This is a genomic window from Candidatus Gastranaerophilales bacterium (assembly GCA_028696075.1).
Taxonomy (GTDB): domain Bacteria; phylum Cyanobacteriota; class Vampirovibrionia; order Gastranaerophilales; family JAILCC01; genus JAQVHS01.
Genome location: JAQVHS010000008.1, coordinates 58,513 through 85,261, shown reverse-complemented (window position 1 = coordinate 85,261; position 26,749 = coordinate 58,513). Strand labels below are relative to the sequence as shown.

Annotated in this window: 21 protein-coding genes; 8 read left to right on the top strand and 13 right to left on the bottom strand. The window is 36.3% G+C overall.

The window, feature by feature from the left end:
* A partial coding sequence (locus PHX18_06550) for a 4Fe-4S binding protein (protein ID MDD3594269.1) occupies window positions 1-458 on the bottom strand: 458 nt, incomplete at its 3' end.
* Window positions 455-1,561, bottom strand: coding sequence for a hypothetical protein (locus PHX18_06545; protein MDD3594268.1), 1,107 nt, complete (start codon window positions 1,559-1,561; stop codon window positions 455-457). The genes PHX18_06550 and PHX18_06545, both read right to left, overlap by 4 nt.
* A gap of 300 nt (window positions 1,562-1,861) precedes the next feature.
* Here PHX18_06545 and PHX18_06540 point away from each other — a divergent pair, with 300 nt between their 5' ends.
* Complete coding sequence (locus tag PHX18_06540) at window positions 1,862-2,386, top strand: hypothetical protein (GenBank protein ID MDD3594267.1); 525 nt, start codon at window positions 1,862-1,864, stop codon at window positions 2,384-2,386.
* Here the strand turns inward: PHX18_06540 and PHX18_06535 are convergent.
* The 8 genes from PHX18_06535 to PHX18_06500 form a co-directional block, all read right to left on the bottom strand.
* Window positions 2,383-3,903: an amino acid permease gene (locus tag PHX18_06535; GenBank protein MDD3594266.1), complete on the bottom strand. Its 1,521-nt coding sequence runs from the start codon at window positions 3,901-3,903 to the stop codon at window positions 2,383-2,385. The two genes, PHX18_06540 and PHX18_06535, sit on opposite strands and share 4 nt — an antisense overlap.
* 23 nt (window positions 3,904-3,926) lie before the next feature.
* Window positions 3,927-5,066 (bottom strand): glutamate 5-kinase, encoded by a 1,140-nt coding sequence (gene proB / locus PHX18_06530; protein MDD3594265.1) that lies wholly within the window; start codon window positions 5,064-5,066, stop codon window positions 3,927-3,929.
* A gap of 20 nt (window positions 5,067-5,086) precedes the next feature.
* Window positions 5,087-5,827 (bottom strand): PIG-L family deacetylase, encoded by a 741-nt coding sequence (locus PHX18_06525; protein MDD3594264.1) that lies wholly within the window; start codon window positions 5,825-5,827, stop codon window positions 5,087-5,089.
* A 76-nt stretch (window positions 5,828-5,903) separates the two neighbouring features.
* Window positions 5,904-6,200: a hypothetical protein gene (locus PHX18_06520; GenBank protein MDD3594263.1), complete on the bottom strand. Its 297-nt coding sequence runs from the start codon at window positions 6,198-6,200 to the stop codon at window positions 5,904-5,906.
* 11 nt (window positions 6,201-6,211) lie between these two features.
* Window positions 6,212-7,459, bottom strand: a complete 1,248-nt coding sequence (locus PHX18_06515) for a type II secretion system F family protein (GenBank protein ID MDD3594262.1) — start codon at window positions 7,457-7,459, stop codon at window positions 6,212-6,214.
* A gap of 15 nt (window positions 7,460-7,474) precedes the next feature.
* On the bottom strand, window positions 7,475-9,523 hold the full coding sequence (locus PHX18_06510; GenBank protein ID MDD3594261.1) for an ATPase, T2SS/T4P/T4SS family: 2,049 nt from the start codon (window positions 9,521-9,523) through the stop codon (window positions 7,475-7,477).
* An 8-nt stretch (window positions 9,524-9,531) separates the two neighbouring features.
* Window positions 9,532-11,304: a secretin N-terminal domain-containing protein gene (locus PHX18_06505; protein MDD3594260.1), complete on the bottom strand. Its 1,773-nt coding sequence runs from the start codon at window positions 11,302-11,304 to the stop codon at window positions 9,532-9,534.
* Window positions 11,305-11,318: 14 nt separating this feature from the next.
* Window positions 11,319-11,996: a hypothetical protein gene (locus tag PHX18_06500; GenBank protein MDD3594259.1), complete on the bottom strand. Its 678-nt coding sequence runs from the start codon at window positions 11,994-11,996 to the stop codon at window positions 11,319-11,321.
* A gap of 292 nt (window positions 11,997-12,288) precedes the next feature.
* Here PHX18_06500 and PHX18_06495 point away from each other — a divergent pair, with 292 nt between their 5' ends.
* The 3 genes from PHX18_06495 to PHX18_06485 all read left to right on the top strand — a co-directional run bounded on the left by PHX18_06495 (window position 12,289) and on the right by PHX18_06485 (window position 15,532).
* The gene (locus PHX18_06495; GenBank protein ID MDD3594258.1) at window positions 12,289-13,257 is read left to right on the top strand and encodes a hypothetical protein; all 969 of its coding nucleotides are present in this window, start codon (window positions 12,289-12,291) and stop codon (window positions 13,255-13,257) included.
* A 107-nt stretch (window positions 13,258-13,364) separates the two neighbouring features.
* On the top strand, window positions 13,365-14,600 hold the full coding sequence (gene hisS, locus PHX18_06490) for a histidine--tRNA ligase (protein ID MDD3594257.1): 1,236 nt from the start codon (window positions 13,365-13,367) through the stop codon (window positions 14,598-14,600).
* 398 nt (window positions 14,601-14,998) lie between these two features.
* Complete coding sequence (locus tag PHX18_06485; protein MDD3594256.1) at window positions 14,999-15,532, top strand: cob(I)yrinic acid a,c-diamide adenosyltransferase; 534 nt, start codon at window positions 14,999-15,001, stop codon at window positions 15,530-15,532.
* An 88-nt stretch (window positions 15,533-15,620) separates the two neighbouring features.
* On the opposite strand, the gene PHX18_06480 is transcribed toward PHX18_06485, so the two are convergent.
* Together PHX18_06480 and PHX18_06475 are read right to left on the bottom strand one after the other, a co-directional pair.
* Entirely contained in the window at window positions 15,621-19,463 is a 3,843-nt protein-coding gene (locus PHX18_06480) for an alpha-amylase family glycosyl hydrolase (GenBank protein MDD3594255.1), read from the bottom strand.
* Window positions 19,464-19,578: 115 nt separating this feature from the next.
* Entirely contained in the window at window positions 19,579-20,673 is a 1,095-nt protein-coding gene (locus PHX18_06475; protein ID MDD3594254.1) for a hypothetical protein, read from the bottom strand.
* A gap of 552 nt (window positions 20,674-21,225) precedes the next feature.
* On the opposite strand from PHX18_06475, the gene metF reads away from it, so the two are divergent.
* The 3 genes from metF to PHX18_06460 all read left to right on the top strand — a co-directional run bounded on the left by metF (window position 21,226) and on the right by PHX18_06460 (window position 23,648).
* Window positions 21,226-22,128 (top strand): methylenetetrahydrofolate reductase [NAD(P)H], encoded by a 903-nt coding sequence (gene metF / locus PHX18_06470; GenBank protein ID MDD3594253.1) that lies wholly within the window; start codon window positions 21,226-21,228, stop codon window positions 22,126-22,128.
* Between the two features lie 20 nt (window positions 22,129-22,148).
* Entirely contained in the window at window positions 22,149-22,655 is a 507-nt protein-coding gene (locus PHX18_06465) for a tetratricopeptide repeat protein (protein ID MDD3594252.1), read from the top strand.
* A gap of 69 nt (window positions 22,656-22,724) precedes the next feature.
* Complete coding sequence (locus PHX18_06460) at window positions 22,725-23,648, top strand: tetratricopeptide repeat protein (protein ID MDD3594251.1); 924 nt, start codon at window positions 22,725-22,727, stop codon at window positions 23,646-23,648.
* Window positions 23,649-23,746: 98 nt separating this feature from the next.
* Here PHX18_06460 and PHX18_06455 read toward each other — a convergent pair whose 3' ends face one another.
* The gene (locus tag PHX18_06455) at window positions 23,747-24,433 is read right to left on the bottom strand and encodes a type II secretion system protein (GenBank protein MDD3594250.1); all 687 of its coding nucleotides are present in this window, start codon (window positions 24,431-24,433) and stop codon (window positions 23,747-23,749) included.
* A 219-nt stretch (window positions 24,434-24,652) separates the two neighbouring features.
* On the opposite strand from PHX18_06455, the gene PHX18_06450 reads away from it, so the two are divergent.
* Window positions 24,653-26,641, top strand: coding sequence for a tetratricopeptide repeat protein (locus PHX18_06450; protein MDD3594249.1), 1,989 nt, complete (start codon window positions 24,653-24,655; stop codon window positions 26,639-26,641).
* Window positions 26,642-26,749: the final 108 nt, after the last annotated feature.

The following is a 26,749-nucleotide window of genomic DNA, read 5'->3' as shown; positions in this document are numbered from 1 at the left end:
GTATGACGCTGCGCATCCAAAGAAGGGTCCGTCATTTGCGAAATACGACCGACTTTTATTTTGTCTAAAGTTCTGCCTTCAGTATGCAGGTTGGTACGTCCGCCCCTTTTAACGGATTCTCCCGTATGGCTGCGGTACCTTGTGCCAAAACGCTCACTATTGTTATAAACAGGTTTGATGGCATCGTTCGGGCAGACTTTTCTGCATATTCCGCAGCCTCTGCAATAGTTATGTTCATCAACTACCTGTTTGATAACGGGAATTGCCGTTTGGTCTGCGTCAATGGAAAACCCTTTTTCGTTAGAAATAGCGTTTACTTTTTTGCGTTTTTGAACATCGACTTTAATAGCCCTGAAGGAACAAGAAGCAACACATTTGCCGCATAGCATACATTTTTCTGCGGAATATTCTATTATCCAGGGCAATTCATCCAGCGAAATCTGATTTATGTTATTCATTGCGCAATCCTCGCTACATTAAGGTCGTTATCCACAAAAACCGTTTCTCTTTCATTAGGATAAATATCTTGGGAAATATCTCTCGCCGGCAAAATTTCATTCGTGCCGCATACCTCGGAAGTCATAATAACCATATCGTCGTGCTTTGCAACAACGGTAGGTCTTAATTTTTTTGAATCGCAAACACACAACAATTCACCGCCCGGTAAAACGCCTATAGTAGTATTCGGACCGTTAATTTCAAGGTTGGCGAGAGAGGATTTTATTTTTAACAATACATCTCTGTCCTTGCGGTTTATAATTTGCTCGTAAGGGAGCGGTGTAATTACATGTTTAAAATACTTTAAAGGCCACTGCAAAATCTTATGTACATAATGCAATGTGTACAAAAAACATTGAGAGTCTGATTCAAAACCGATGTAGCCTTTGTAGAGATTTTTTTGAAACAGTTTATTTTTTTCATAAAAAGTATTTTCACCGTTAGTTAAGGTTGTATACCCCTGAAGAAAAAACGGGTGGGCGGCATAGCGGACAATATCGTAGTTGGTATTTTGCCTGCACTGCGCTGTAATAATCTTTGCCGTAAAATCACTGTTTTCTTTCCAAAGATTAAAATAAGTGCCGATATCTGTCGGGTCGCCGATTTCTTTCAGCGTAATTACATCCTGCCAGAATGAATATACAAAGCCGTCCTCGTCTTTTTCTAAAAGTTCGCGTAATTTTAAACGAGTATTCACAAGCAGCTCTTCTTTTTCTTCTTTAGACGCGTTTTTGTAATGTTTAGGGTATTGAAAAACCTCAAAAACGTAATTAGGCATAGGCTCTATATTTAAGCCCTCAATATGGTTGATTTCCGGAGAATATTGAAATACCCTCATAAAACCTTGCGCATGCAAATAATCTTCCGCATGTTTCATCCCTTTATCGGTGCAGGCCATGGAAAGAATGGGCAGCTCTTTATAATTCTCAAAAATCCCGCCTAAATCCTGCATAACGAAGGCGAACCCTGAATTATCATGCCCCTTTTGCTGTGAGCGCATAAGCTTAAGGGCTATTGAGGGGTGTATATAATGCTTAGATTTAATTGTTCCTATTCTGCACATAAATTTTTCTTACGTTTTAATCCAATAAATAGTTTAATTTGCTGCCTTCAAATGAAAACCGATAATTCGTTTCACATTTTACATTAAATTGCACAAAAAATCACGTAATATTTTTAAGAAATATCGGACAAATAAAATACGTACAGGCGAAAATCCTACAAAAACAAAAATATTTGACATTTTACACTTCGAAATATTCAGCAGGTTTGCCTCCATTGTTTGAAGGAATTTTAATATTTTTTTTAAAGAGAAATCAAACCAATGCCGATAACCCATGCAAGCAAAAACGCATGGTGAGTTATGAGTTCAAGAATTATATTAGACAAAGATATCTATAAAAACAAAACTCTTTTACTTAGGAAAGGCAGTGTTTTAGATAGTTATCTGCTTCAAAAATTAAACAATTTCGGCATAAGTAATTCTGAAATATCCGGCTTTACTTCCGCTGAAATATCATTGCAGGAAGCCCAAAGAGTCTTAATAGTCCAAAAAAACAGGTTTGATAATCGTAGAATACGTGAAATTATTGAATTCGCAGGTTTTGCTCCGAAAAATATTTTTATAAATAACGACTCGAGTTATTTTGATGAAATTGATTTTAATAAGCTTAATTTCTTGTTTATTGACGATGAATTTTTTACGCAAGAGCTTGCAGCAAAAATCTTTATGGGGTTAGAAAAAAACCGCCTGAAAATATTTGTCTTAAATCATGATATTAATTCGTCAGACACAATAAACTTTAACAGTGATTTTATATCCGTTAAGTATCTGCATAAGCCTTTGGCTAAAGACTATATTAAAGCTTTGATAAAAATTTACGGTTAATCCGCAATACTTTCCAATGCGGCTTCTTCTTGCGCTTCATCGGTAAGAACTTCAACAGGCGCTTCTTCCGGCAAATTTGCATATTTATAGCCGTACATAAAGTAAATAGCAACTCCGCAAGCAATCCAAACCGCAAACGCTATAAACGCATCCATTGGAATTCCTTTGTAAATAATAAACAGGCAGCAGGCAATTCCTGCAAGCGGAATCCAGGGCATAAGAGGGATTTTGAACGCTCTTTCTGCGTTGGGGTTAGTGTATCTGAGAATAATAACGCCTATACTTACGATAATAAACGCCGTAAAAGTACCTATATTGCATAAATCCGCAGAACCTTTTAAATCCAGCACCAAAGTCCCTATCATAGTAAAAATACCCGTTGCTATAGTTATTACGTAGGGAGTAGAGAATTTTGGGTGAATTTTTGAAAAAACTTTAGGCAAAAGGTTATCTCTGGACATCGCAAACAAAACTCTTGTAGCTGCCAGCTGTAATACTAAAAGCACGGAAAACAAACCCGCAATAGCCCCCATAGAAACAAGCATAGCAAGAAAATTCTGATTAATGGCATTAAGCGCATAGGCAATAGGGGCATGTATAAAATCCTGATTACCTACTATAGCGCTGAAAGGGAATAATCCCGTCAATACGGCAGCAACGGCAATATAAATTAAACTGCAAATTAAAAGCGTTCCTATAATAGCGATAGGCATATTTTTTTGAGGGTTTTTTGTTTCCTCGGCTGCGGTTGAAACAGCATCAAAACCTATGTAGGCAAAGAAAATTAAAAATGCGCCTTTAAAAATTCCGCTCATACCTGACGGCATAAACGGAGTCCAGTTTTCGGGTTTAACATAAAAAGCGCCTGCGATTACAAAAAGAAGAATTACACCAACTTTGATTATAACCATTATTTCAGCCATTCTTTTACTTTCTTCCATACCTTTGTAAAGCAAAAAGCTTATAAAAGCTATGAATATCATAGATAAAATATTAACCTCCAAACTATATCCGAAAATACTCAAATGGTGAACCCAATAAGCTTTATTTGTAATAATATCGGGCAGAATACCCTGAAACCCCTTCATAAACTCAAACCAATAAGAGGAAAGCGCCAAAGCAACCGCAATATTGCCTATAGCATATTCAAGCATCAGCACCCAGCCCATAATCCAGGCGCTAAACTGCCCAAACACGGCAAACGTATATGTATATGCGCTTCCTGCAACAGGAATAAGCGAAGCAAATTCTGCATAGCAAAATGCGGAAAATATACAGGCAATAGCAGCTATAATCAATGAAATTATAAAACTTGGTCCGGCTGCAGCTTCGCCTGCTATAGCAAGTCCCGACAACGTAAATACTCCCGTTCCTACAACAGCTCCTATCCCTAATATTATCAAATCTGTCGCCCCCAGGGTTTTTTTCAGATTACTCTTTTTTGCTGTCTGCAAGAATTCTTCGGGATTTTTACGTTTTAAAATTTTGCTTAAAAACTCACTTTTTGGTTTTTCCATTTTTTGCTATGCCTCATTTTCATTTATGTAAATATAATATTATCTCTTGTTATAATTGCATCATAATTTCTGTAACCGAGTATTTTTTCAATATCATCGGAATGTTTGCCGAGAAGTTTTTTGCAATCTTTGCTTGAATAATTCACCATTCCCCGGGCTACTTCTTCGCCGGCTTCATTTAGAATACTTACCACATCATTTTTATCAAAGCTGTTGATGATATCTACAATGCCGATGGGAAGCAGACTTGCATTTTTTTCAAGCAAAGCACTGTAAGCCCCGCTGTTAACCTTAACAGCGCCGGCAAGGTTAGTAGCGTAAGCTATCCAGCGTCTTTTTTCAGAAAGGTTTTCACTCGGTAAAAATACGGTGCCGACCGGTTCGTCAGAGAAAATTTTTCTTATTATACGGGCTTCATTACCGTTAGCTATAACAGCTATTCCGCCTGAATGTGTGGCGACTTTTGCCGCTTCAAGTTTGGTTTTCATCCCGCCTCTGCCGCCTTTGGAAGCATCAAACCCTAATTTTTCTATATCGGGAGTGATGTCTTCTACAACAGAAATAAGTTTTGCATCTTTATTTACACGGGGGTCATCGTTATACAACCCGTCAACATCTGACAGAATAACCAACAAGTCCGCATCAAGCCCGCTCATAACAAGTGAAGAAAGTTTATCATTATCACCAAAACAAGCCTTTTTATGACAGGTCGGTTTCAGTTCCGCTGCACTGACCGTGTCGTTTTGGTTAATAATAGGAATTACACTACAGGATAACAGTTCGTTAAGCGCGCTTTTTAAGCTTAAATAACGGCTTCTGAAATTAAAATCGTCTTCGGTTAAAAGCACTTGTGCTACGGTAACCCCGAATTTTTCAAACGCATCTTCATAAAAGTGCATTAATTTAGCCTGCCCTACGGCAGCGCATGCCTGTTTTGCGGCAATTAAAGAAGGCTTTTTAATACCCAGTCTGGCGGCTCCAAGCCCTACCGCGCCTGAAGTCACTATCAAAATTTCCTTGTCCTGATTTTTCAGGTCGGCAATATCTTCAATAAAACCGTAAATTCTTGATAATGCAATCGAACCGTCTTGTCTGGACAGCGCATTTGTCCCAAACTTAAAAACTATTCTTTTTGCCTCTTTAATTTTTTCTTTTATATCCATCTTTAATCTAAAACCGGTCTTTATATACTGTACATTTTACATATTTTTTTAAATTCGTTCAACTCCAAAACGCAGTAAGCTTCGACATATTGCCTTTGGGGACCTAATGCCCTGTAGGAATTCAGCCCTCTCACTTTATTTGTATAATCACGGGTAGCAATTTGGGATTTATGAGTTTTTATGAGTTCAATTTTTGCATCCATCACATCTTCAATATCGACAAAGAAATTAGGCAGTGCAAGAGCCGTCCAGACCTCATACATTACGATTTTTACATTATGTTTATGCGCTTTATCTTTTAAAAGCTCATTAAGCATTAGCGCTACTGCTTTATGGTCCCGATGCTGGTCCAGAATATTGGGAATGAAAATATAATCATAATGAGAAACATTTATTGAAGAAAATTTATCATATCTCATTATCAGGCGCTTATCGTCAACATCTTCAAAAAAGCTGTAGTAGTTGACGCCTGCTTTTTCCATAGCTTCAATAAATTCGTTTTTGCGGACTTCAATTTTTTCTTCGTAAGTAAGATTAGGGATTTCTACCCCTTTAAAACCGTTTGTAAGACAATAAACATCAAACATTTTAGGATATTTGAGCAGAACCCCGCCGCAGCCTATGCTCTCATCGTCAGCATGAGGCGCTAAAATCAAACAACGGGCATCTTTTTTAAAATGTAATTCTCTGGGCTGAAGATTTATAGAAAAGTATATTCTGTAGATATGTGATATTAAATTTTTAAAAATCAACTTGCGCATGAGTTTTCCTCTTTTTCATTTTTAAATATTAACACAAAAAAAGAGAAGCAAAAAAACGGATATTTAAAAATCAATACTATTCACCCTCAAATGCAGGTCTTATCATAATAATAGAGTCTAAATTAAGTTGAATAAATTCATGATTTTCAATCGCTTTCACTGCACTTTTGCGATGTCGCAGCTCGCAATTTTTAATGGCAACAAATCTTTTTTGATTATTCAAAACATCTGATAACACACGATTTTTTCTGCCTGTTTTCGGATAAAATATAAAGCCTTTTATCTCAAAATCTTCCGTGATTACTAAAACCCTTTCGCTCCATACCCCGCTTACAAAAGCACCGGCTCTTTCATTTAAATCATTTCTTTCCATAAAAACCTCCTTTAACTTCCGATATGCGAGTAAGATTGGAATAGCGGCAAATAAAGAGCTAACGCTAAAACCAGTACAACAGCGCCAATAAATACAAGCATTATAGGTTCAATAAATTTAGTTAACAAATCTATAATTCTATCAAGCTGGTTATCAATAAATTCACTTGATTTTTCAAGCATTTCGCCGAGTTTACCCGATTGTTCGCCTGTTGAAATCATAAACAATATGATAGGCGGAACAACTTCAGAAGATTTAAGCGCATCGGATAAATGCAAACCCTGTTGAACTTTCACTGCAGAAGTTTTAATTGCGGTATTAATTACATTATTTGTAATGGTAAAATTACCTAAATATAAACAATCTACAATAGGCACCCCTGCTTCATACGATACAAGCATTACGGAGATAAAGTTCGAGAATTCGGCTAATTTTACAAAATCACGAATTAAAGGAATAGAAAGCAAAAATTGGTCAAATCTGTTTTTAAAAGGTTCGAAAGCAAACAATCCGATTAAAAACCAATAAATTGTAGCAAAAAATATAGGCAAAACCATCCAAAATTTAGCCAAAAATTTGCCTGTATCTATACACATTTGAGTAATCCAGGGAAGCTGTGCGCCCATTCCTTCATACATTTCCGCAAATTTAGGGAATACAAACATAAGCATAACAAGCACAATAACAACGGCAAATAAGAGCACAATACATGGATATGCAAGTACTCCTATAATTTTGCTTTTTAAATCATCTTGTTTTTTCAAGAGTTTAGACATTCTCTCTAAAGTAACGTCCAGTTCACCCGATTCTTCGCCTGCTCTTACCAAGCCGATATATAACGCGTCAAAAATCTGAGGGAATTTAGCTACCGTATCGGCAAAATTCACTCCGGCTATTACCTGTTTTCTGATTTCGCTTGCGATTGAACGAAGCCTTACGCTGTTTGTATCACTCTCTAAAAATACCAACGCTTCAATGAGAGGTACACCGGCTTTTAGAAGAATTTGCAGCGTTGTTGTAAAATCGATTTTTTCTCTGCCGGATAATTTTCCCAATCTGACCTTTTTTCTTGCGTCAGCTTGCTGCTGCCTGACAGCTGTTTCCGAGTAACTTGAAGCTGTCGGGTCTATAATACGCGTAGGAAAGAGGTCAAGCTGGATTATAAGGCTTCTTGCTTCTTTGTCATTAACAGCTTCTATTTTGCCTTCCACCTTTGTGCCGTCTTCTTTTTTTATTGCGTAATATTTAAACGTTTTCATCCAGTAATTCCCGTATTAGTCATTAACCACACCCAGTACCCTTACAAATTCACTGATGGGGGTTTCGCCGTTTATAATATGTTGTATGCAGTATTGTTGCAGTGTTTTCATACCGCAGCTTATAGCAGTTTCTTCTATTTCTATATCAGAAGCTGACATATTTATTAACTTCTTAATTTCTTTATTCACAGACAACAACTCAAATAATCCCAACCTGCCCAGGTAGCCTGTGAATTGGCATTGAGGACAGCCTGCCGGTTGATAAACGGTTTTTTTTGTGAAATTTTCTATGTCTTCTTCATTAAGCAGAATTTGTTTAACTTCTTCTTTTTGGGGGCTATAAGATTTTTTGCAGTGAGGACAAAGCTTTCTTACAAGCCTTTGCGCAATAATACCTGACAAAGACGAGGCAATAAGATAATTCGGCGCACCCATCTGCATAAGCCTTGAAATCGTGGCAGCAGCGCTGTTTGTGTGAATGGTGCTTAATACAAGGTGTCCTGTAAGCGCAGCTGCAATAGCAGATTCCAGGGTTTCATAGTCACGGATTTCGCCTACCAGTATAATATCGGGGTCTTGTCTTAATATAGCCCTTAAACATGACGCAAAGGTAATATCGGCTTTTGGATTTACCTGAATTTGATTTACCCCTTCCAGCCTTATTTCGACAGGGTCTTCAATTGTTGTAATATTAACATCTTCTTTATTTAAACTGCTTAAAACCGAATATAAAGTAGTTGTTTTACCGCTGCCTGTAGGACCTGACGCTAAAATAATACCGTGCGGGATTTTAGTCATCCATTTCAATTTTTCTATATCTTCTTTATAAGCCCCGATAAGCTCAACATCCCTGTTCTCGCCCGCCGACAAACTTATACTCGGCTGCAAAATTCTGATTACCATTTTTTCTTTACCGCCGATAGGAATGGTGTTAATCCTGCAATCGTAAGTCTTGGTTTTATGCTTGATAGAAAATGCGCCGTCCTGCGCTCTTCTGTGTTCTGCGATATTCATCCTTGCAAGTACTTTAAACCTTGAAATAATACTTGATTCCACAGCCTGAGGGATTTCGACAACTTTTTTCAAAATGCCGTCTGTTCTGTAGCGGACTATATAACCGTTAAACCTGGGTTCAATATGGACGTCGCTGGATTTTGTGTCAATGGCATCAGTAATAATCTGGTTTGCAAATCTTGAGATGGAACTTTCGTCATCTTTGATGGCTTTTTCAACTTGTGAAAACAGTGTTTCTTCTTGAAGCATACTGTTTTCGCTGGAAATATGTTCAAAAAGTTTTGCTTTTCTGTCTGCTTCTTTTAAAAATGCGTTAACCGTGCGTTCAAATTCATAAAAAGTGATAAGCCTCGGAATAGGTTTTAAGCCCGATAAAAATACTACTTCGTTTAAAACTTTTTTATCCGTGGGGTTTACCATTCCGACAACAACATTTCTGCCGTCTGATGAAATAGGTACAACTTTGTTATCCTGCAAAAATTCTCTGGGGAAGAGTTTAAACAAATCATCGGAAAATTTCAGCTGTTTTTCATCAACGCTTTCTATCCCCTGTTGTTCGCTAAGCGCATCTTTTAACTGTTTAATCGTTACGAAGCCTAAATTAACAAGCGTAGAGCCTATAGGTTCACTTCTTTTTTGGCTGTCCGTAAAAGCTTTATCCACTTGTTCTTTTGTAACATATCCTTTTTCTATTAATATGTCGCCAATTCTTTTTTTAGGTTTTTGGGCAGAGGGTTGGACATTTGGGGTTAATGTTTTATTGGCATTAATGTTTTGAACAGCGCCGGCTGTGATAGGAATACAGACAGGCAGCAATGCATAATTTAAAAGCTCGCTGAATTGTTCGGAAGGCAGTTGGATAAGCTTGGGTACTGATTGAAAATTCGCCTTAATTATTGACGGAATTTGAGTATCAGACTTGTCAACGCAAGCTATAAAAATCGTGCCTGCCTGCTCATTTATAGGTAAAAATTTATGCTGCTCAAGCAATTTCTTATCTATTTTGCCGCAAACATTTCTATCAATAATTTTCTTTAGCTTTTCTAACAATTTGCCCCCTATATGTTTTCCTGCACAGGTGCATCGTCATTTAATATCTTCGGAGTAACGATAATTATTAATTCAGATTTGTCTGACTCCCTTGAAGAAGACCTAAACGCTACTCCTATGATAGGAATATCAGCCAAATACGGCATTTTGCCCGAAGATTTAGTTTCATGTTCTTGGATTAAACCGCCTATAATCAAGGTTTCATTATCTTTTAATCTTATATTTTTTAGTTCAAGTTTTCTTTCGCTTAACAAGGTAATATAACCGCCGTTAGCAGCAGTTTGACCAGAAGGTACACTATAGGACGGGCTTAAATCCATATAGATATAGCCGTCAGGGGTAATAGTAGGTTTCACGCTAATTTGAATACCATATTGCCCGATTTCAACTTCCTGGGTAACTAAAGGCTGATATGTTGTTGATGATTGTTGAGCCTTGATATTTTTTACATAGTCCTGAGTCAAATCAATTGTTGATTCTACATTGTTTTGAACTAAAATTTTAGGATTAGTAAGAACTCTTCCTTTGCCTTGTTTCATTAAATAGGTTAATTTGTTTTTAAGCTCCAGAGTATTGCCAAATACCAGGAATGGCAAACTGCTGGCAGCTGCGGCAGCTGTCGAACCTGTTGTACCCGTAGTGCCTGTTGTAGCAGCTGTATTAGGATTAGCATTGGAGTTAAAATCTATTGCAGAAGTATCACCGCTAAATCCGAATGAAAACGTACCTGCAGTAACCTGCCAAATAGGGCTAATTGTCCTTTGTCCGTTAGCATTCAATTCTATAACCGATATTTCTAAAATTGCCTGCTTTTGTTTAATATCATTATCTTCAATAACTCTTGAAGCCAATCTGAGCTGCTCGGGTGTAGCGCCTGAAACGCCTATTTTACCAAGATCAGGATAATAGGAAACAACAAATCCGTTGCTGTCAAATCCCGAAAAAGCGCCGTCTACTTTTCCGCCGTTAACATCCTTTGACGAGCAGGCAACTTTTACGCCGCTTTTACCGTCGCTGTCCGCTGATTCGCTTTTAATATCAGGGGTGCCAAAAACCTTATGACAAACCAACCCTGCCATTTGACCCGCTGCCATATGGTTTACATCATACATAACGGTTTCTTGTTTTTTATCAAGCTCTTTGATTACTTTTTGAGCCATATCAAAATCTCTTTTGGTACCGATAATGACTATTTGATTGGTGCTGGGGTTTGTGATTGCAATTTCATTATTCGCAAGACTCGGGTCTTTTAACTTATAAATAGTTTTGTTCAAGAAGTCAGCTATTCTCGTTGCGCTTTCATACTTAATATTGAAGGTGCGCATTTCTTGCTGACCGAACCCTATATCTTTTGATGCACTTTTTGAAGAAACTATCAAGGTATTACCGTCAACCCAGAAGTTCAAATCATTCATAACCATTACATACTCAAACGATTTATTTAAAGTTACATTAACCAAATCCAAAGTCACATTGCCGCTTACAGAGTCGTGTAAAATAATATTCATGCCTGCTTTGTCGGCAAGCATTCTCAAAACCTGCCTTACATCGGAATCTCTAAGACTTATGGTAACCAGTTTAGGGCTTTTGGTAATACTTACATTACCTTCCAGAAGCGGAATAGAATAATTCGCAGAATCAAGCTGTCCTACGGACGGCTTTACCATTGCTGTACTCTGAGGGTAGACGTTAGCACTTATTGCAAACGCGGGAGCAGCTAAAATTGTTACTGCTAAGTAACAACTGAGTGCTATTTTTGAGAATATTTTGTATGTAGGCATATATAACTCCTTGGTTAATCAATCTTTGGCGGTGCGGGTAAATCTCCGAGATTTTTCAAATCAATTGTAGGTAATGAATTTTTTGAAGGGGTATCAGGAAGAGAAAAATCTTTCAATATGTTGGTATCTTTCTGGTCCTTTTTTTTCACTGCTTTAACTATAATAATATCTTCAGGCCTTGCGGGATGTTTTACTCCTGCAAATCTGCGGCCTAAATTGTAAACTCCGGTCGGATTGACATCACCTTCAACAATCTCCCCTACCCTGGTCCTGAACGAATTAGAACCTGTTTGAATTGCCACATAATCTTTTTTAATATCCGCAATAGTAAATTGTTCTATTTTATCACCTTTTTTAACCAAATAATCCTGATCAAGCACGTTTATAATAGCCGAAGGGCTGTTTATATCATACAAAATGCCTGTAACTTTTGCCGAAACCAAATTCGTTAAATCCGCACTATCCGCGCCCATTAAAGGAGGCAGGGGCAAATCGCTGAACCGCATTGATGCGTTATAAACAAGGTTTCTTTCCTTATAGGGGACAAAAGGGGTGCTTCTTCCTATGTCTTCTACGTTTACAATAACATTACTGTCTGTCAGAACTATCATATCTTTATCTGCGATTTGGCTTGTTTTATCAGATTTCATTTCTTTTGAAATATCCCGAGAATCTGACTTTTCATCTTCCATAATAAGCGAGGACTCAGGTTCATTGGTGCATGACACCGTAGTTAGCCATACACAAAACATCAAGGTTATAAAAAAGAAACGTCTGAGTTGTTTACAATTCATATTCGATACACTCGGTTTACAACAAGTATATTATTACACATAAGTATTCTACTTTTTATTGCATTAATTAAAATCATACAAACAAAGTATATGAAAAGGCAAATTTGTATCATTTGAAGTAGATTATTTATTGCCAAACTTATGCGATAAGGTATAAACTGTAATATAATGTTTACTGTTGTGAGGATATATGCTAAAAATCAATCGAATATTTTCAGACAATGTTAAAATGCGCGGAGCCTCTGAACAACTATCAGCAGATCCCGATAAATTAAGCTTTTCCCAAAAAAACTGCCTGCTGCGATTAATAAGCTTCTTTTTGCCGGTACAAAAAAAATTCGCCCGGGAAGTTTTTGTAGCAAAACGTAAAAATAAAGTGCTTGCCAAACTGGCTTTAACCCCCGACAGCTTCTCAAAATCACGCTGGCAGTTTACATCTCTTATGTTCAAAGAAAAACACAAACAAATTGCCAAAACCCTTATTGACTACGTTGTAAATTACTATGGAGGCGCAGGTGCTTCGACTTTTTTAGCATACGTTGATGAAACTAATCCGCAAATGATTTCCGTGCTTAAAAATGAATGCCTGTTTAGAAATTGTGCCAAAATTGAGTTTTTAACACTTGAAAATTTAGCCTCATTAAATATTGAATATGACTTAAATGATTTTCGCGATGTTAATGTAAAAGACAGCGAAGAACTGCTGGAAATAAACACCAGCAATATTTTCACGCATTATCGTCCGGCTTTAATTTCTGATTTGGGTGAATTTAAGCTAAATAAATCTCACAACAATATATTTAAGGTTTTTGCACCAAAAGGCAATATAGCAGGGTATTTCAGACTTTGTTCAAATAACAAAAAAGACTTTTATCTTGATGTAATAACGTCAAAACCCTATGAACAGTGCTATTTAGAAATGCTTGGCTGCATTAAAGATATTGTGCTTGAGCAAAATAATGAAGCAAGTTTAACAGTGTACCTTAAAAAGTACAGGCAAACAGCGGGTAAACTTAAGGAGGTTTTAGAAGAACTCGGCTTTAATTTCAGCAGCTCAACGCAAATTCTTGTAAAAGATTACTGGCAAAGAATTCCCGTTAAAAACGAGATGGAAGAAAAATTGTTTGTACTTTTTAACGACATAAAAGGAATGGTTTAGCCGCTCAGAAGCCGAACATTTTTAAAAGACTTACCTAACTCAAATCTGCTTGCAAAATTATTATTAGACTTATATGATGTTAATGTTGCAAGCGGGCAGGAATTAAAATGATAAAGGCTCAAAAGGGTACAAAAGACATAATTTTAGACGAGAGTGCAAAATGGCAGGCGGTAGAAAAAATCGCAAGAGATATTTTTGCCGCGGCGAATTACAAGGAAATCAGAACACCGATTTTTGAAAGTACCGAGCTTTTTACAAGAGGAGTAGGGGATTCTACCGACATTGTAAATAAAGAAATGTATTCTTTTAAACAAAAAGACCGCGATATCACCCTTCGTCCCGAAAATACGGCGGGAGTTGTGCGGGCTTTTATCGAACACAATATGCAGAGGCTTTCTCCTCCTGTGAAACTCTGGTACACAGGTCCTATGTTCCGCTACGAAAGACCTCAGGCAGGACGCCAAAGACAGTTTCATCAGGCAGGGGTTGAGCTTTTTGGAATAAAAGAAGCCGCTGCCGATGCCGAGGCAATCTTAACAGCTATAGAATTTTTGCATAAATTAGGATTGAAGGACTTAGAACTTGAGATAAATTCTTTAGGCTGTCCTAAATGCCGTGAGAATTTTACAACCGAGCTTAAAAAAGAAATCTTCAAAAATCTCGACAAATTCTGTGATGATTGCAAAGTAAGATATGAAAAAAATCCGTTAAGAATGCTTGATTGCAAAAGCGAAGAATGCCAGACACTGTTAAAAACCGAAAATATAAGAAAAATAATAACAGGGGATTTTATTTGTGAAGAGTGTCAGGCGCATTTTGAAGAATTAAAGTCATATTTAAACACAATGGATATAAAATATTCCGTAAACAAGCTGTTAGTGCGGGGCTTAGACTACTATAACAGAACCGTATTTGAAATAAAAAGCAACAATTTAGGTTCCCAAAACGCAGTATGCGGAGGCGGACGTTACGATAATCTCGTTGAAATGCTCGGCGGCACTCCGACACCGGCAGTCGGCTGGGCCATGGGAATGGAGCGGCTTTTATCTCTCGTTGAGCAGGATACGTCGCAAGTTATCAACGCCTTTGTTGTTTCAAACAATACGGCTGAAACGCTTAAACTTGTTCAAAATTTGCGCGCCAAAGGATTATGTGTCGAATTTGACATGCAAAACAGGAAATTTTCAAAACAGTTGGAAAAAGCTGTTAAATCAGGTGCGCAATATGCTTTAATCTTAGGCGAAGATGAAATCAGCTCAAATAAAATCACGGTTAAAAACCTTGAAACAACCCAGCAGCAAACTGTTTCTTCTGCAGAAGCATTGGGAATTTTAACAAAATAACGAATAAATTATATTTAACAAATGTTAAATATATTGCCTGTTTTTTAAACATACCCGTTGTTACCCATGATTATTGAATTGCAATAGTTTTTTAACAAATATTAATGTTTTTTTTGTAAAACTTTTTATTTAAGGTAAAAGTTATATCAGGTAAGCTTTTGTGTCTTTAGTTAAAAAAACAATGTAAAAATATAAGCAAAAAATTGCATTATTGTTTGCAAAGTTGTACTATTTTGTTCTAAGATGTTTTTAATGGATTGATGATCTGCAACGTTGATTTTATTCACATTTAAGGGTCTATCAAAATACATTTCATAAAATATCAATACATTGTTTGTTGATAAATTTTTGCAACTAATGAATTAAAGAGAACGACAAAATTTTGTGGAGGAGTCGGGGTGTTAGATCACGGTTATATTCAAATTTATACTGGGGACGGTAAAGGAAAAACTACGGCATCATTGGGATTGGCGCTGCGTGCATTGGGGCATGGCTGGAAGGTACTTATTATTCAATTTACCAAAGGACAGCAGGATGACAACTATTACGGTGAAATAGCTTCATCTAAATTAATTCCTAACTTGAAAGTTATTCAATTTGGAATGGACAGAGTGGTTTATTCGCACAATATTTGTATAGATGATTACAAAGAAGCAAGAACAGGCTGGCAATACGCTAAAGAAGCTATTAACAGCGGTGAATATCAATTGGTGATAATGGATGAGTTGAATATATGCATTGATATGGGACTTATCAAGGTTTCAGAAGTTAAGGAAACGCTCCTTAAAAGACCTGAAAATATTGAGATAGTTATTACAGGAAGAAGAGCCCATCCCGAAATAGTTGCTATGGCACATTTGGTTACGGAAATGAAACCTATCAAACATTACTTTGATATGGGTGTTATGGCACGTCAGGGGATTGAATATTGATGAAATTTCAGATTGGGTGAGAGATTTGGAAAAACGGGAAGCTTTTTTAGCTTCTCTTTTTTTTATGTACTTATGCACCAAAGATTAATTATTTAACTCTTTTTAAAATCGTAACAGCATTGTCAAGCGTTATATCAGTATGATTTCCGTCTGCATCAACCCCGACAAGCGCTCCTGCAGCGTTAATACAATATTTTTTATAAAGTGCGTTGCCGTCTTTATCAAAAGTTGATACATCAACAAATTCCGAACCATTTTCAAGTTTACCGGGTAATCCTTGCGTATATTCTCTGCCGCCAAATTCATGCAGGACGGAAGCGGCTTCTTGTAAATCTATTTTCCCAATTTGCGCAGATGCTGCTTTAGATTTACGTCTGGAATTATCAAACCCTTTGTTATGCATAAGAATAATAGCGTCATTTTCGCTGTTATATCTGTACAGACCTATTATATTGTCCGCTGATTGTTCTTTAAGCACGACAGTATCGCCGTTTACTAAACAGGACAAATCTTTTTGATTTCTTAAGTTTAATATTTTGGAGATTGTATTTTTGTAATTCTGAACATGCTTATATTGGTTATTATCTAAGCGTTCCCAGGCAGCTCTGCCTCTGTTTTGAAGATGATTATTTTTCGATTTATCTTCACCGCCTGTTTCAAGCAGTTCATCACCTGCAAAAACTGTAGGAGTACCGGGCAGCGCAACCATTAATCTCATTAGTTCAGTACCTCTTTGGGCTGCGTTTTGGGTATACGCTTGATGGACAGCGGGTTTTAAACTTTTAAACTCAGTTTCGAGTCCGCCGGGAACTAATTTGGATGCTTCGTCATAGATGAAGTCGAACGGTCTTGCGCCGAATTTGTGTCCGCTTCTGTTATTTTTAGATGCTAATGTGTCCAGCGCCTTTGTGAAAGCTTCCAATAGCTCGTTTTTATTGTTTTTTGATTGAATTGCAGCATTCAAGCTTTCAAGCATAGCTGCTTCTTTAGCCAAAGCAAGCGGCTCAATTTCTTGGAAAAGTCCTTCTTTCAATTGATTTATTCTATCTTGATTAGCAGGTTGTTCTTTCATCTGCGCAATATAACGTTTGTAATAACGAGAGTGCGACAAAAATGCCTCTTCAAGCTCTTTCAATACCTCTTCATCTATACTATGGTCATAGCCCAATTTTGTATTTATGCTAAATCCGTCTGCTATTCTTGGTTTGTCATGGTTATCTACCCCTACGTGTGAATAAGCCACGTTGTTTTTAGACCCGCTGTACAAAAATCCCGGTGTAGTATCCCAGCCTTTTAGCAATTTCTCTACTATAATACTGGCAGCGGTTTTGTCATGTTTGGCTGAACCCAATTCTGAGTGACCGGACAAATAAGCTTGCAAGCCTGAAAATAAGAAACTATAGTTTGTTTGAGTCGTAAAACCGGTTTGAGAAATAAATTTATTTTCCAAATCACCTTGATTTGCAAATCTTTCATTAACATTATGAGCGGCAATATCAGAATCTGTAACCTCGCCTATTCTGTAGGCATGAGGGTTGTATAAACTTACTTCATCATTAAAGTCTTTCCATATTTTTATGGCTTCTTCCCAGGTTTCTCTTGTGCCTGCTTCTTCTTCAAGCATAGCGTCCATTTCAGCCACATCTTTTGCAGCGTCAATTCTCCAGCCCAGTCCTGATTCTGTTTTATCAAGAATATATTCCGCTACTTTTAATTTATTGGAATTAATATGCGCAAGCCTGTATGCAAAATGATTAACCAAAAAATTAGAATCCTGAGTTGATAATCTGTTAATATTTTTCTTCATAATACTTACCAACTGTGCGGCTTTTTCGTTTTGGGTTACGCCGTTAACCCCGATTGAACCCAGTGTAATCTTCTTCAGCATTTTCATAGATTCTTCATCATAAGAGAAAATCTTTTCAGCGGGGAAATTAGGGTCTAAAGCTTTTATTGTTAAAAATCTTACCAATTCATCAGCAATCAGCCTGACCAGTTTAAGATTTACGGGTCCTAAATCCCTATCCTGAAGATAAAGTCCGGCATTAATATTAGCGTCATCCATCATTTGAAATATACGATAAGCCGTAAATTCCATGCTTTTTGATTTGCTATACAGATGTCTGTCTGCAAGCTGCTTAAAATTAGAGGAAGCGAAAATAGAGGTAATATCGTCATTTACTTCAATCGCCTCCAAAGGAGAACTTTTTAATGTTTCTTCTATAGTTTCAGGTACGGGAGACAGTTCAACCGGAACACATTCACCGTCAACAATCTTTGAAATTTCCTGTTCGGAAATATTCCTGGCTGCTTCAGGCAAATAGGTACCTGCCAAGCTATCTATCTTGTTTTTGTATACTTTAGAGCTTACCGTTCCGGGCAGTGCTAAAGCTATATGCTCCAGCAAAATATCCGCTGTTTTTTTAGTCCAATAGGCGCCTATGGAAGTTATATAATTTCTGACTTCCTGATTGGCTTTTCGTATTGCTTCAATTTTTCTTTCGGCTTCTTCAACAGTATTAGCTTCATCATAAATTTTTTGAAGCTTTGATTCAGGCAAAGTCAGTCTTAATTTTAAAGTATCTTTATTTCCGTTCCACAATCTGATACCTGAAGATTTATCAGCTGTTGCCAGTCTGAAATAATCCCAATCTCTCAGATATTCTTTTACGGGAATGGAGGAATCCTGCTTTGCGGATTTGACTTTAGCTTGAATTCTATCAGGCTTTACAGGGAAGGAATAAAGCTGAACGGAATCCATCCAGGAATTAATTTCTTCTTTGTCATTTAAGCTTTTGACAGCATATTTTTTTATTAAATCAGGAGAATTTAATTGCTCTTGCGTTACTAAACGTTTGTCATAAATTTGAATATATGTGGGTTTGCTGCTTGTATATTTTTCATTCTTTTTACCAAAATCAACGCCTTTTTGACCGTCACGTGTAACATCCCAAATATAAGGAGAGTTTACTATCCTTATATCATAATTTTGATAAGCTTTTTCACTAACGGGTAATACGCCTAACTGAATAGGATTTTGAGGGAATGTAGCATCTATATCAAACCAGTAGAAAAACGGTGATTTTTCTCCATGTAATAAAACATCTCTGAAGTGCATGCCCTCCAGCCCTTCATTAACAAACGCACCGTCGGCTAAAATCCCCATACTTCTTGCCAACAATGCTTGCTGTAATTTTTGGTAATCTTCCATAGTACCGAATTCAGACGTTATTTGAAAAGGATTAGTTGTCCAATATTTGTGTGCGGACAAATTATCCTGCCCGAAAAACGGAGTAGATAATATTTTATGAAAGCCCATTTCTTTTAAATAATCAAGGTTTTCCGTAATATTACCTAATTTACCGTCAAATCTTGTAAAATGAGTAGTAACAAGATCCCTGTCATCTGCGGAATGTTCATCGTCCAAAATATTAATCGCTCTTTTTTTGTCCTGAGTTGCGCCGTTGCCATTTATTGCGGGCTTAAAATAAGCCGGCATAAGATGATACATTGTTTGAGGTTTTGTTATAACACTCTTAGAATGGTGTTCGGTAATGTTATATTTTACATTGTTAAAATGGATATAAGGCGCCGTATCATTGTAATCTTTGCCGTCTATTACAAATCTGTAAACCAAAACCTGATTATCAGTTAAATCTAAACTATCAATATCAAGAGAATAAGACCCTTTATCCTTAGGAATATCATTTGAAATTTCGGGCAGGTCTATGCTTTCATCAATATTGCCGTTATCATCCAGATAACATGTTTTATACACTAATGAAGCTTTATCAAAATTTACTTTCGGTAAATAAAAATGATAAACCTTTTCACCTTCATTATTACTGACAAGATTATGACCTTTAAATGCAACTGTTTGCTTATTCAAAGCTTTGGGGGAAGAGACATGACCCACTTGGGATACAAACATTTTTACCTCACACAATTGAAATTCTTGTATATATAAAGAAAAAACATAAATAAAATTGCTATTTTTTGCCTGTTGCTTTACAAATTTTAATCATGTAATAAAGGTACTATAATCATTAGTCTGTTGCAACTTGAGAGATTGCGGCAAAAGAAACAGGCAGGATACATTTTGCTTTTTCATGCTCCATGTAAATACATTTGCAATTAAAATCATAAAATGAAAATGTATTTTTTATTTTTTGCAGATTTTCCGATGAAAGCAAACTCATAAAACTGGATTCCGAATCGGAAAAATTAGCATTGCAGCTTTTTAAATGTTTAAGAATATTGCTGTCAGCGTCATTTTCAAGAGTAATGCAGCGGAAGTTTTCGTCATTATAACAGGAAATATCATAATTCCGTTTTCCGCTGCCGTTTAGAAAATGGCGTTCATCCCCCATTTTCTTATAAGAGTGGATTTCTCTGGTTGTTAATTCAGCGCCGAAGTCTAAATAAGCATTGATTTTATGAAAGAAAATATTGGTAAGTGCGGCTTCTAAAGAAAAATTGATAACACTGCCGGGGATTAAACATTCCTGATAAAAATACTTCCTGTTTTTAATAAGTTTTTTTATATATAAATCTTTGTTAAAATTTTTGTCTTCCTCAAGTGAAATACTAAGTGTATCGATATCCTTTAACAAATTAGTAATTTCTTTTCCGTACAGTTTTAAAAACATGGCTTGGAGTTCAGCTATGCAGTCATTAGGTGTATGGAAGATATAGTTGATTAAATCATAATCATTCAGGGCAAACTCCACAAACTCATTAAGTTCAACTTTTTTTGAATCAAAAAAATTAAATTTAATAATCTTTCTAAAATAATTCGCTATTAAATTCTTTATATTTTCTTCAATGCAGTAATCTTTATTTAAAAAATTTATGACCGTACTGCTTTGAAAATCTTTTTGCCTGAGGCAGTAGCAGGAAATCTCGTTAAGAAAATTCTCATTCAGTAATTTTTTCTTGTTAAGCCAGACTGTAAGATTAAAATCAGGGTTATTCAATGATTCATAGACCATTTCTCCCAAAATTTTTATTTGTGCAAGAATATAATCCAACTTTTTTGTATTAACTACATAAATCTTGCCGGAATATACAACAAAATTCCTACCCGGATTTTCTTCATAGGTAAAAAGCGGCGTAACGATTTTAATCTGATAATTTTTCATTGCAGTCCAAACTAATTTTGTTCAAATTTTAACCGATTATGAATTACTTTTTATTAATATATTTTCGGTTCAAAATATTTTTAGAAATTTAGGCAATTTTTTTTAAGGGAAATACTTTATTAAAGTACAGGGAATACATTAGATGGTTTAAAAGCATTTGAAAAATATTTAAAATTTAAGAAATCAATAAATTTGTAAAGTTGATTTTGTATGGAATTAAAACGTATAATCTCTCTCTATTTCTCTCTCTCTATTTTAAGCTCTCTCAGAGCTTTTTTTTTGCGCTGTCACCGCAAATCCGCAAAAAAAATCCCCCGGTGGGGGGAATCACATCTTTTGCTTAATTTCTCGCTTTAATGTGTTGTGTGAAGGTAGTGTTAAGTTGTTATTTTATGAGTTTAATTATTTTTAAAGTTCCATATATTTATATAAAAAACAATTGCCTGAAAAAATTGCCCCGGCATGGGTTTTAACGTAATAAAATATAAAATATATTTGACCTTTATCAGTTTTTTGATATTCTATTTGTACTGCAGGTAAACCACAGGAACAATGAAGCTTTCGCAAATATATTCGCAAAATCCCGATACCCCCGTTATTTCATACGAAATTTTTCCGCCTAAAGGCGAAGACGATGAGTATGAGAAGAAACTTGCCGAATTATTTTTTGAACTTAAGATTTTAAAAAAATTTTCACCGTCTTTTATATCGGTTACTTACGGTGCAGGTGGCTCTACACAGGAAAAAACTTTTGATTTGGTTTTAAAAATCAAAAATGAGCTTAATATAACGCCAATGCCGCACTTCACATGCGTAAACGCCAACAGGCAGTCTGTATGCGATTATATTAAAAAAGTGGAAAACAACGGCATAAACAATATTTTAGCGCTAAGGGGCGACCCGCCTTTAGGCAGCAAAGCTTTTGTGAGCAAAAAAAACGGGTTTGATTATGCCAATGAACTTGTAAAATTTATCCGCTCGCAGACCAACTTGTCCATAGCTGCAGCGGGGTATCCGGAAAAACATCCGCAAGCGGAAACTTTTGCCCAGGATATATCCAATCTTAAACGCAAAGTTGATGAAGGTGTGGACGTGGTTATAACACAGCTGTTTTTTGATAATGATGACTTTTTTCAATTTTGCCAAAAAGCGCAGGAAGCCGGGATTAATGTTCCTATCATTCCGGGGATTATGCCTGTTACCAAAGTTTCGCAGATGGAAAAAATTACTTCCATGTGCGGAGCAAAAGTGCCTCAGGATTTATACAAAAAACTTTTAGCGCATCAGGAAGATTTTGATTATGTGAGAAAACTAGGCATAGAATTTTGTATTTCTCAAGTTAATAACCTTATAAATTACGGGGTTAAAGGACTGCATTTTTACACATTAAATAAAGCTTTTGCGGTTAAAGAAATTTTAGAGAATGTATCATGCAATACCAATCAATTATCTTAATAGTATTTTGTTTGTTTTTTATGCAGGGGCAAATTTTTTCAGCACCGATAAATGCCGCCAACAATGCCGCGCTCAGAAATAACAAAGGCATTATGTATATGGAAATGGGATATTATAACGCAGCGGTTAATGAATTTAAAATAGCTATTGCGCTTAACCCTAACTCTCTTGCAAGTGCTACTTATTACAATAATTTAGGGAATTTGTATTTCAAAGTGCAAGATTACAGAAATGCCCGGGATTGCTATAAACAGGCAATAAGGCTTAATCCCGTCTTTTTGACATATTATAGAAACCTGATAAAACTTTATGATAAACAAGGCACCCTCAAGCAAGAGTTACAAACCCAGCTTGCAAAAATACAAGCTGATAATAAAAACTCCGATGCAATTTTGTACGCGGGTTTGAGCTATGCCCAACTTGGCAATAAAAAAGAAGCGGTAAATTATCTGAAAAAATACACCGAACTTGAGAAGGAACAGTTGTTATCTAACTCGGTTAATCTTTATATAAAAGAGCTGGAATAAAAGTAAACTGTTTGTCTAAAGCAGCGGAATTTGTTAATATGTAAGTAATAGCTTTCATGAAAGAAATGAATGGAAAATCTTCAAATAGAAAATTTAGAAAAACTGTTGGAACAAAAACCTGATGATTTGGATATAAAAAGACAGCTTGCTTTTGCCTATTTAGACGACGGGTTTTTGGCAAAAGCGCTTGAAAAATTTCAGGAACTTGTTGAAGTTCTTCCAAGAGAAGGTGAGCTTTATTTTAACATAGGTATTATTTATGAAAAAATGAAAGACAACGCTAACGCTGAAATCGCATACAAAAAAGCAATGGAACTCTCACCTGATGATGCTGATTTTATTTATAATTTAGCATTTTTATACGACCAAACAGGAAAACATGATTTAGCCGTCGATTTGTACAAAAGAGTGCTTATCCTTGATGAAAGGGACGGCAATTCTCATTTCAATCTTGCATGTTTATACGTTAAAAAAAATAATTCAAAATCTGCAATAAACCACTTTTTAAAGGCTATAGAATGCAATAGCGAAGATGCTTATGCGCATTTTTACCTTGCCTATGAGTACAAAAAATCAGGCGAAAAGCAAAAAGCAAAAGAGCATTACAATAAAGTAGTCAAAATCAACCCCGAATACGGCTGGGCATATTACAATCTTGCCTGCATGTGCCTTGAAGAAAATAATCCCGAACAGGCGCTTGAATGTATAGAAAAAACGCTCAAAACCAACCCCCGTGATATTGAGGCTTATAAGACTTTAGCAAGTATTTATATTTCTATGGGTGAAATAACGGCAGGAATAATGCGCATAGAAGAAGCGCTTGAACAAAATCCCGATTTTTATGATTTATATTGTATTTTAGCTGCAATGTATCTTAAGAACAAAGATAGGCAAAAAGCCATTCTTCACTACAAAACAGCGCTCAGCAATACAGACTGTCTAACAATTCCCGCAGAAACAATAAAAAAAGAATTAAACCGTTTAACAAAATAATCAACTGTTGAAAGCCGAAGAGATTTTTACCTCTTAGCCTTAAGCCTTGTATTTCTCTATCATAAGTCAAACGCCTGCCCTGCAGGATTATCGCTCAACTAGTTTGGCAAGCATTCCCAATATCCCTTATTCGGGTCGTCAGGACATATATCTTTTAGCGCCCAATAAGTACAGCCTAAACCGTTAGAGTTCTTTTCAGGATAATTTTTGGAACAATATTCATATCCTCCCTGAACTTCTCCGCCCATGGGAACAAGTTTGTCGATTTTTTTATCAACTTTAAAAGTAAAACAATCCTTACCATAGGTGTTAGGTTTTTTATCTGCCCCGTTAATATCTATGGTTATTATGATTGCGGATGAGTTTATACTTGCACCTATAAGCATCCCGTCTTTTAATCGTTTTGTCAATCCTGCTGCAGCCCAGTTCGTAGAACCGCTCATGTCACCTGTATAGGTATAAATTTTATATGACGGATAGTAGGTATAAAGCTTCTTTGTAGATAAGGGTGCATTGAAATATGATAAAAACGGAGTTGCAAAATCGCCATATTTATTACCCAGCTTAACATAGTCGGCATACCTTTCCCATATATGATCACCATCTTCCGCTCGCATCATTTCAAGCGCATCAGCTGATATTTTATAAGCTTTCCAAAGCCCTGCTTTCCATTGTCGATGATGGTATTCCTTCAGCAAAGAAGGCACGGTTATCATCGCCAGAACCCCTATAACTATAAGCGTTATAAGCACTTCTGCTAATGTAAAACCTGTATATTTTTTCACAAAAATACATTCTCCTTCCCCAAGAAATTTTAACACGGATGGTATGACTTTTCAATAATTAAAACCCGGTTATTGCAAGAAAGGAGCGTTAAAATTAGATTAAAAAATAAAAGACTTTATAGGTTTTGAAGCGATATAGGAATATTCCCCTGATTATTATATCCCTAAAGATTGTGTTAAAATGTTGACTATAAGTTATACAGCCGCAATAATGGTAATATGAAAAAGAAGATATTAATACTGTTATGTTTTATAAGTTTGGCAGCTGCACCTGTTAAAGCTATGGATGCTATGGCTTATCAGTATTATATCAGTGCAAATTATTTTATTACGACAAAGCAATATGACAAGGCAATTTACCAGTTAAAAAAAGCATTGGTTACTTCGCCTGATGATGCTATGCTTCGGACTAAACTGGCGGGTGTTTACAGCGAAATCGGCGAGTGGAAATTCGCTCTTGCGGAATACAAAGAAGCTGCAAGAATTAAGCCTGATGATGCTTTTGTCTATGTCAGCATAGGCAATATTCTCCAGCAAAATCAGGATTATAACGGCGCATTAAATGCCTATATGCAGGCTTATCAGCTTTTTCCCGAATATAAATATAATCTTTTAAATATTGCCAACGTAAAAATGCAGCTTGGGGATAATGCGGGGGCAAGCGAATTTTATCAAAAGTTTGTTTACTATTATCCTGACCATTTAGCTTCAAGAAATAATCTGGCTTCTTCTTATATGGAGCAGGGGAAGTACAAGGAAGCGATTGAAGAATATCGTTACATCTACAAGAAAAATCCCGCTGATTTTAAAGATTACTCACAGTTTGCGCTTGCTTTGTTTAAAACGGGGGATTATAAAAATGCAATCAACGGTTTTAAAAAAGCGCTTGAGCTTGATCCTGATGACGCCGTTTCTCAGGGCAACTTAGGGCTTGCTTACCTGCAGCAGGAGAAGCCCGATAAAAAAGCGGCTAAAGAAAATCTCGAAGCGGCATTACAAGCTAATCCCGAGCTGGACGGTTTCAGGTTTGAGTATGCGAACCTTCTCAGTGATGAAAACAAATTTCAGGAAAGCGAAGAGCAGTATCGTAAATATATCGCCAAATATCCGACGGATTCAGACGCCTACTTTAATTTAGGGATTGCACATCAAAAAATGAAAAAATATGACGATGCGATTCTGGATTTTCAAAAAACAATCGAACTTAACAAAGATTCCATTGACCCTAAGATTGAACTTGCAAGAACTTATCAGCTGAAAGGTGATAATTTTCAAGCAGCTGAAATCTATGAAGCTGTGTTAAAAACCAAAAACGACGACCCTGATTTGTATTTCAATGCGGGGCTGGCTTATAGCGGACAAAAAAAATACGATAAAGCGCTTGTATATTTACAAAAATCTCTAAGCTTAAAAACAAGCCAGGATACAAAAGATGCAATTGCCGATGTTTATATAGGGCAGGCAACCCGGTTGGTTAACAAAGAACAATACCAGCAGGCAGCGGAGCAGTATAAAAAAGCTTTGGAATATCAGCCAAAGGCGTTTTATGCCAATTCAGGACTGGCTTTTTGCTATCAAAAACTGGGTAATTCCCAAAAGAGTATCGAATACAGCGAAAATGCCATTGCCATCGACCCAAAAAACAAAGAAGTATTTGTAGCGTTTGGCAATACTCTTAACTCCCAAAATAAATCGGATGAAGCTATAGGCGCGTATAAAAGAGCATTGGAACTAGACCCTTCATCAGCTGCTGCGCAGGAAGGGCTGGGAGACGCTTATCTTAAAAACAACATGCAGGAAGAAGCTATTAAAGCTTATGAAAAATCTCTTCAATTATCAGAAAACAATTCCAATATCAACATTAAGCTTGGCAATATTTACAAAGACAACCTTAATAATGAAAAAGCTATTGCCTACTACAACAAAGCTATTGAAATCAACCCTTCTAATACTTTGGCGCTTTATAACAAAGCCGTAACTTTGTTTGAGCAAAATAAATATACCGACGCAAAAGCCTGCTATGCACAAATCATTAAAAATGACCCTGATTTTGATATGGCATATTATGGCATGGGTATTATTTTAGAAAAAGAAAAAAAATATAAAGACGCTGTTACTGCCTATAATAAATTCATAGCCCTGACTTCCAATGAAGCTTTAAAATCCACTATCCAAAGGCGTATAGAACTTTTGAAAGCGAGAAGCTGATAGAGCTTAAGGAGGCTGAGAAGCTGAGATGAGTTTAATAGGTGAAGAATTATTTTTGTCATTGCGAAAAATGCGAAGCATTTTATGGCAATCCAGTGGAAAGCAGCT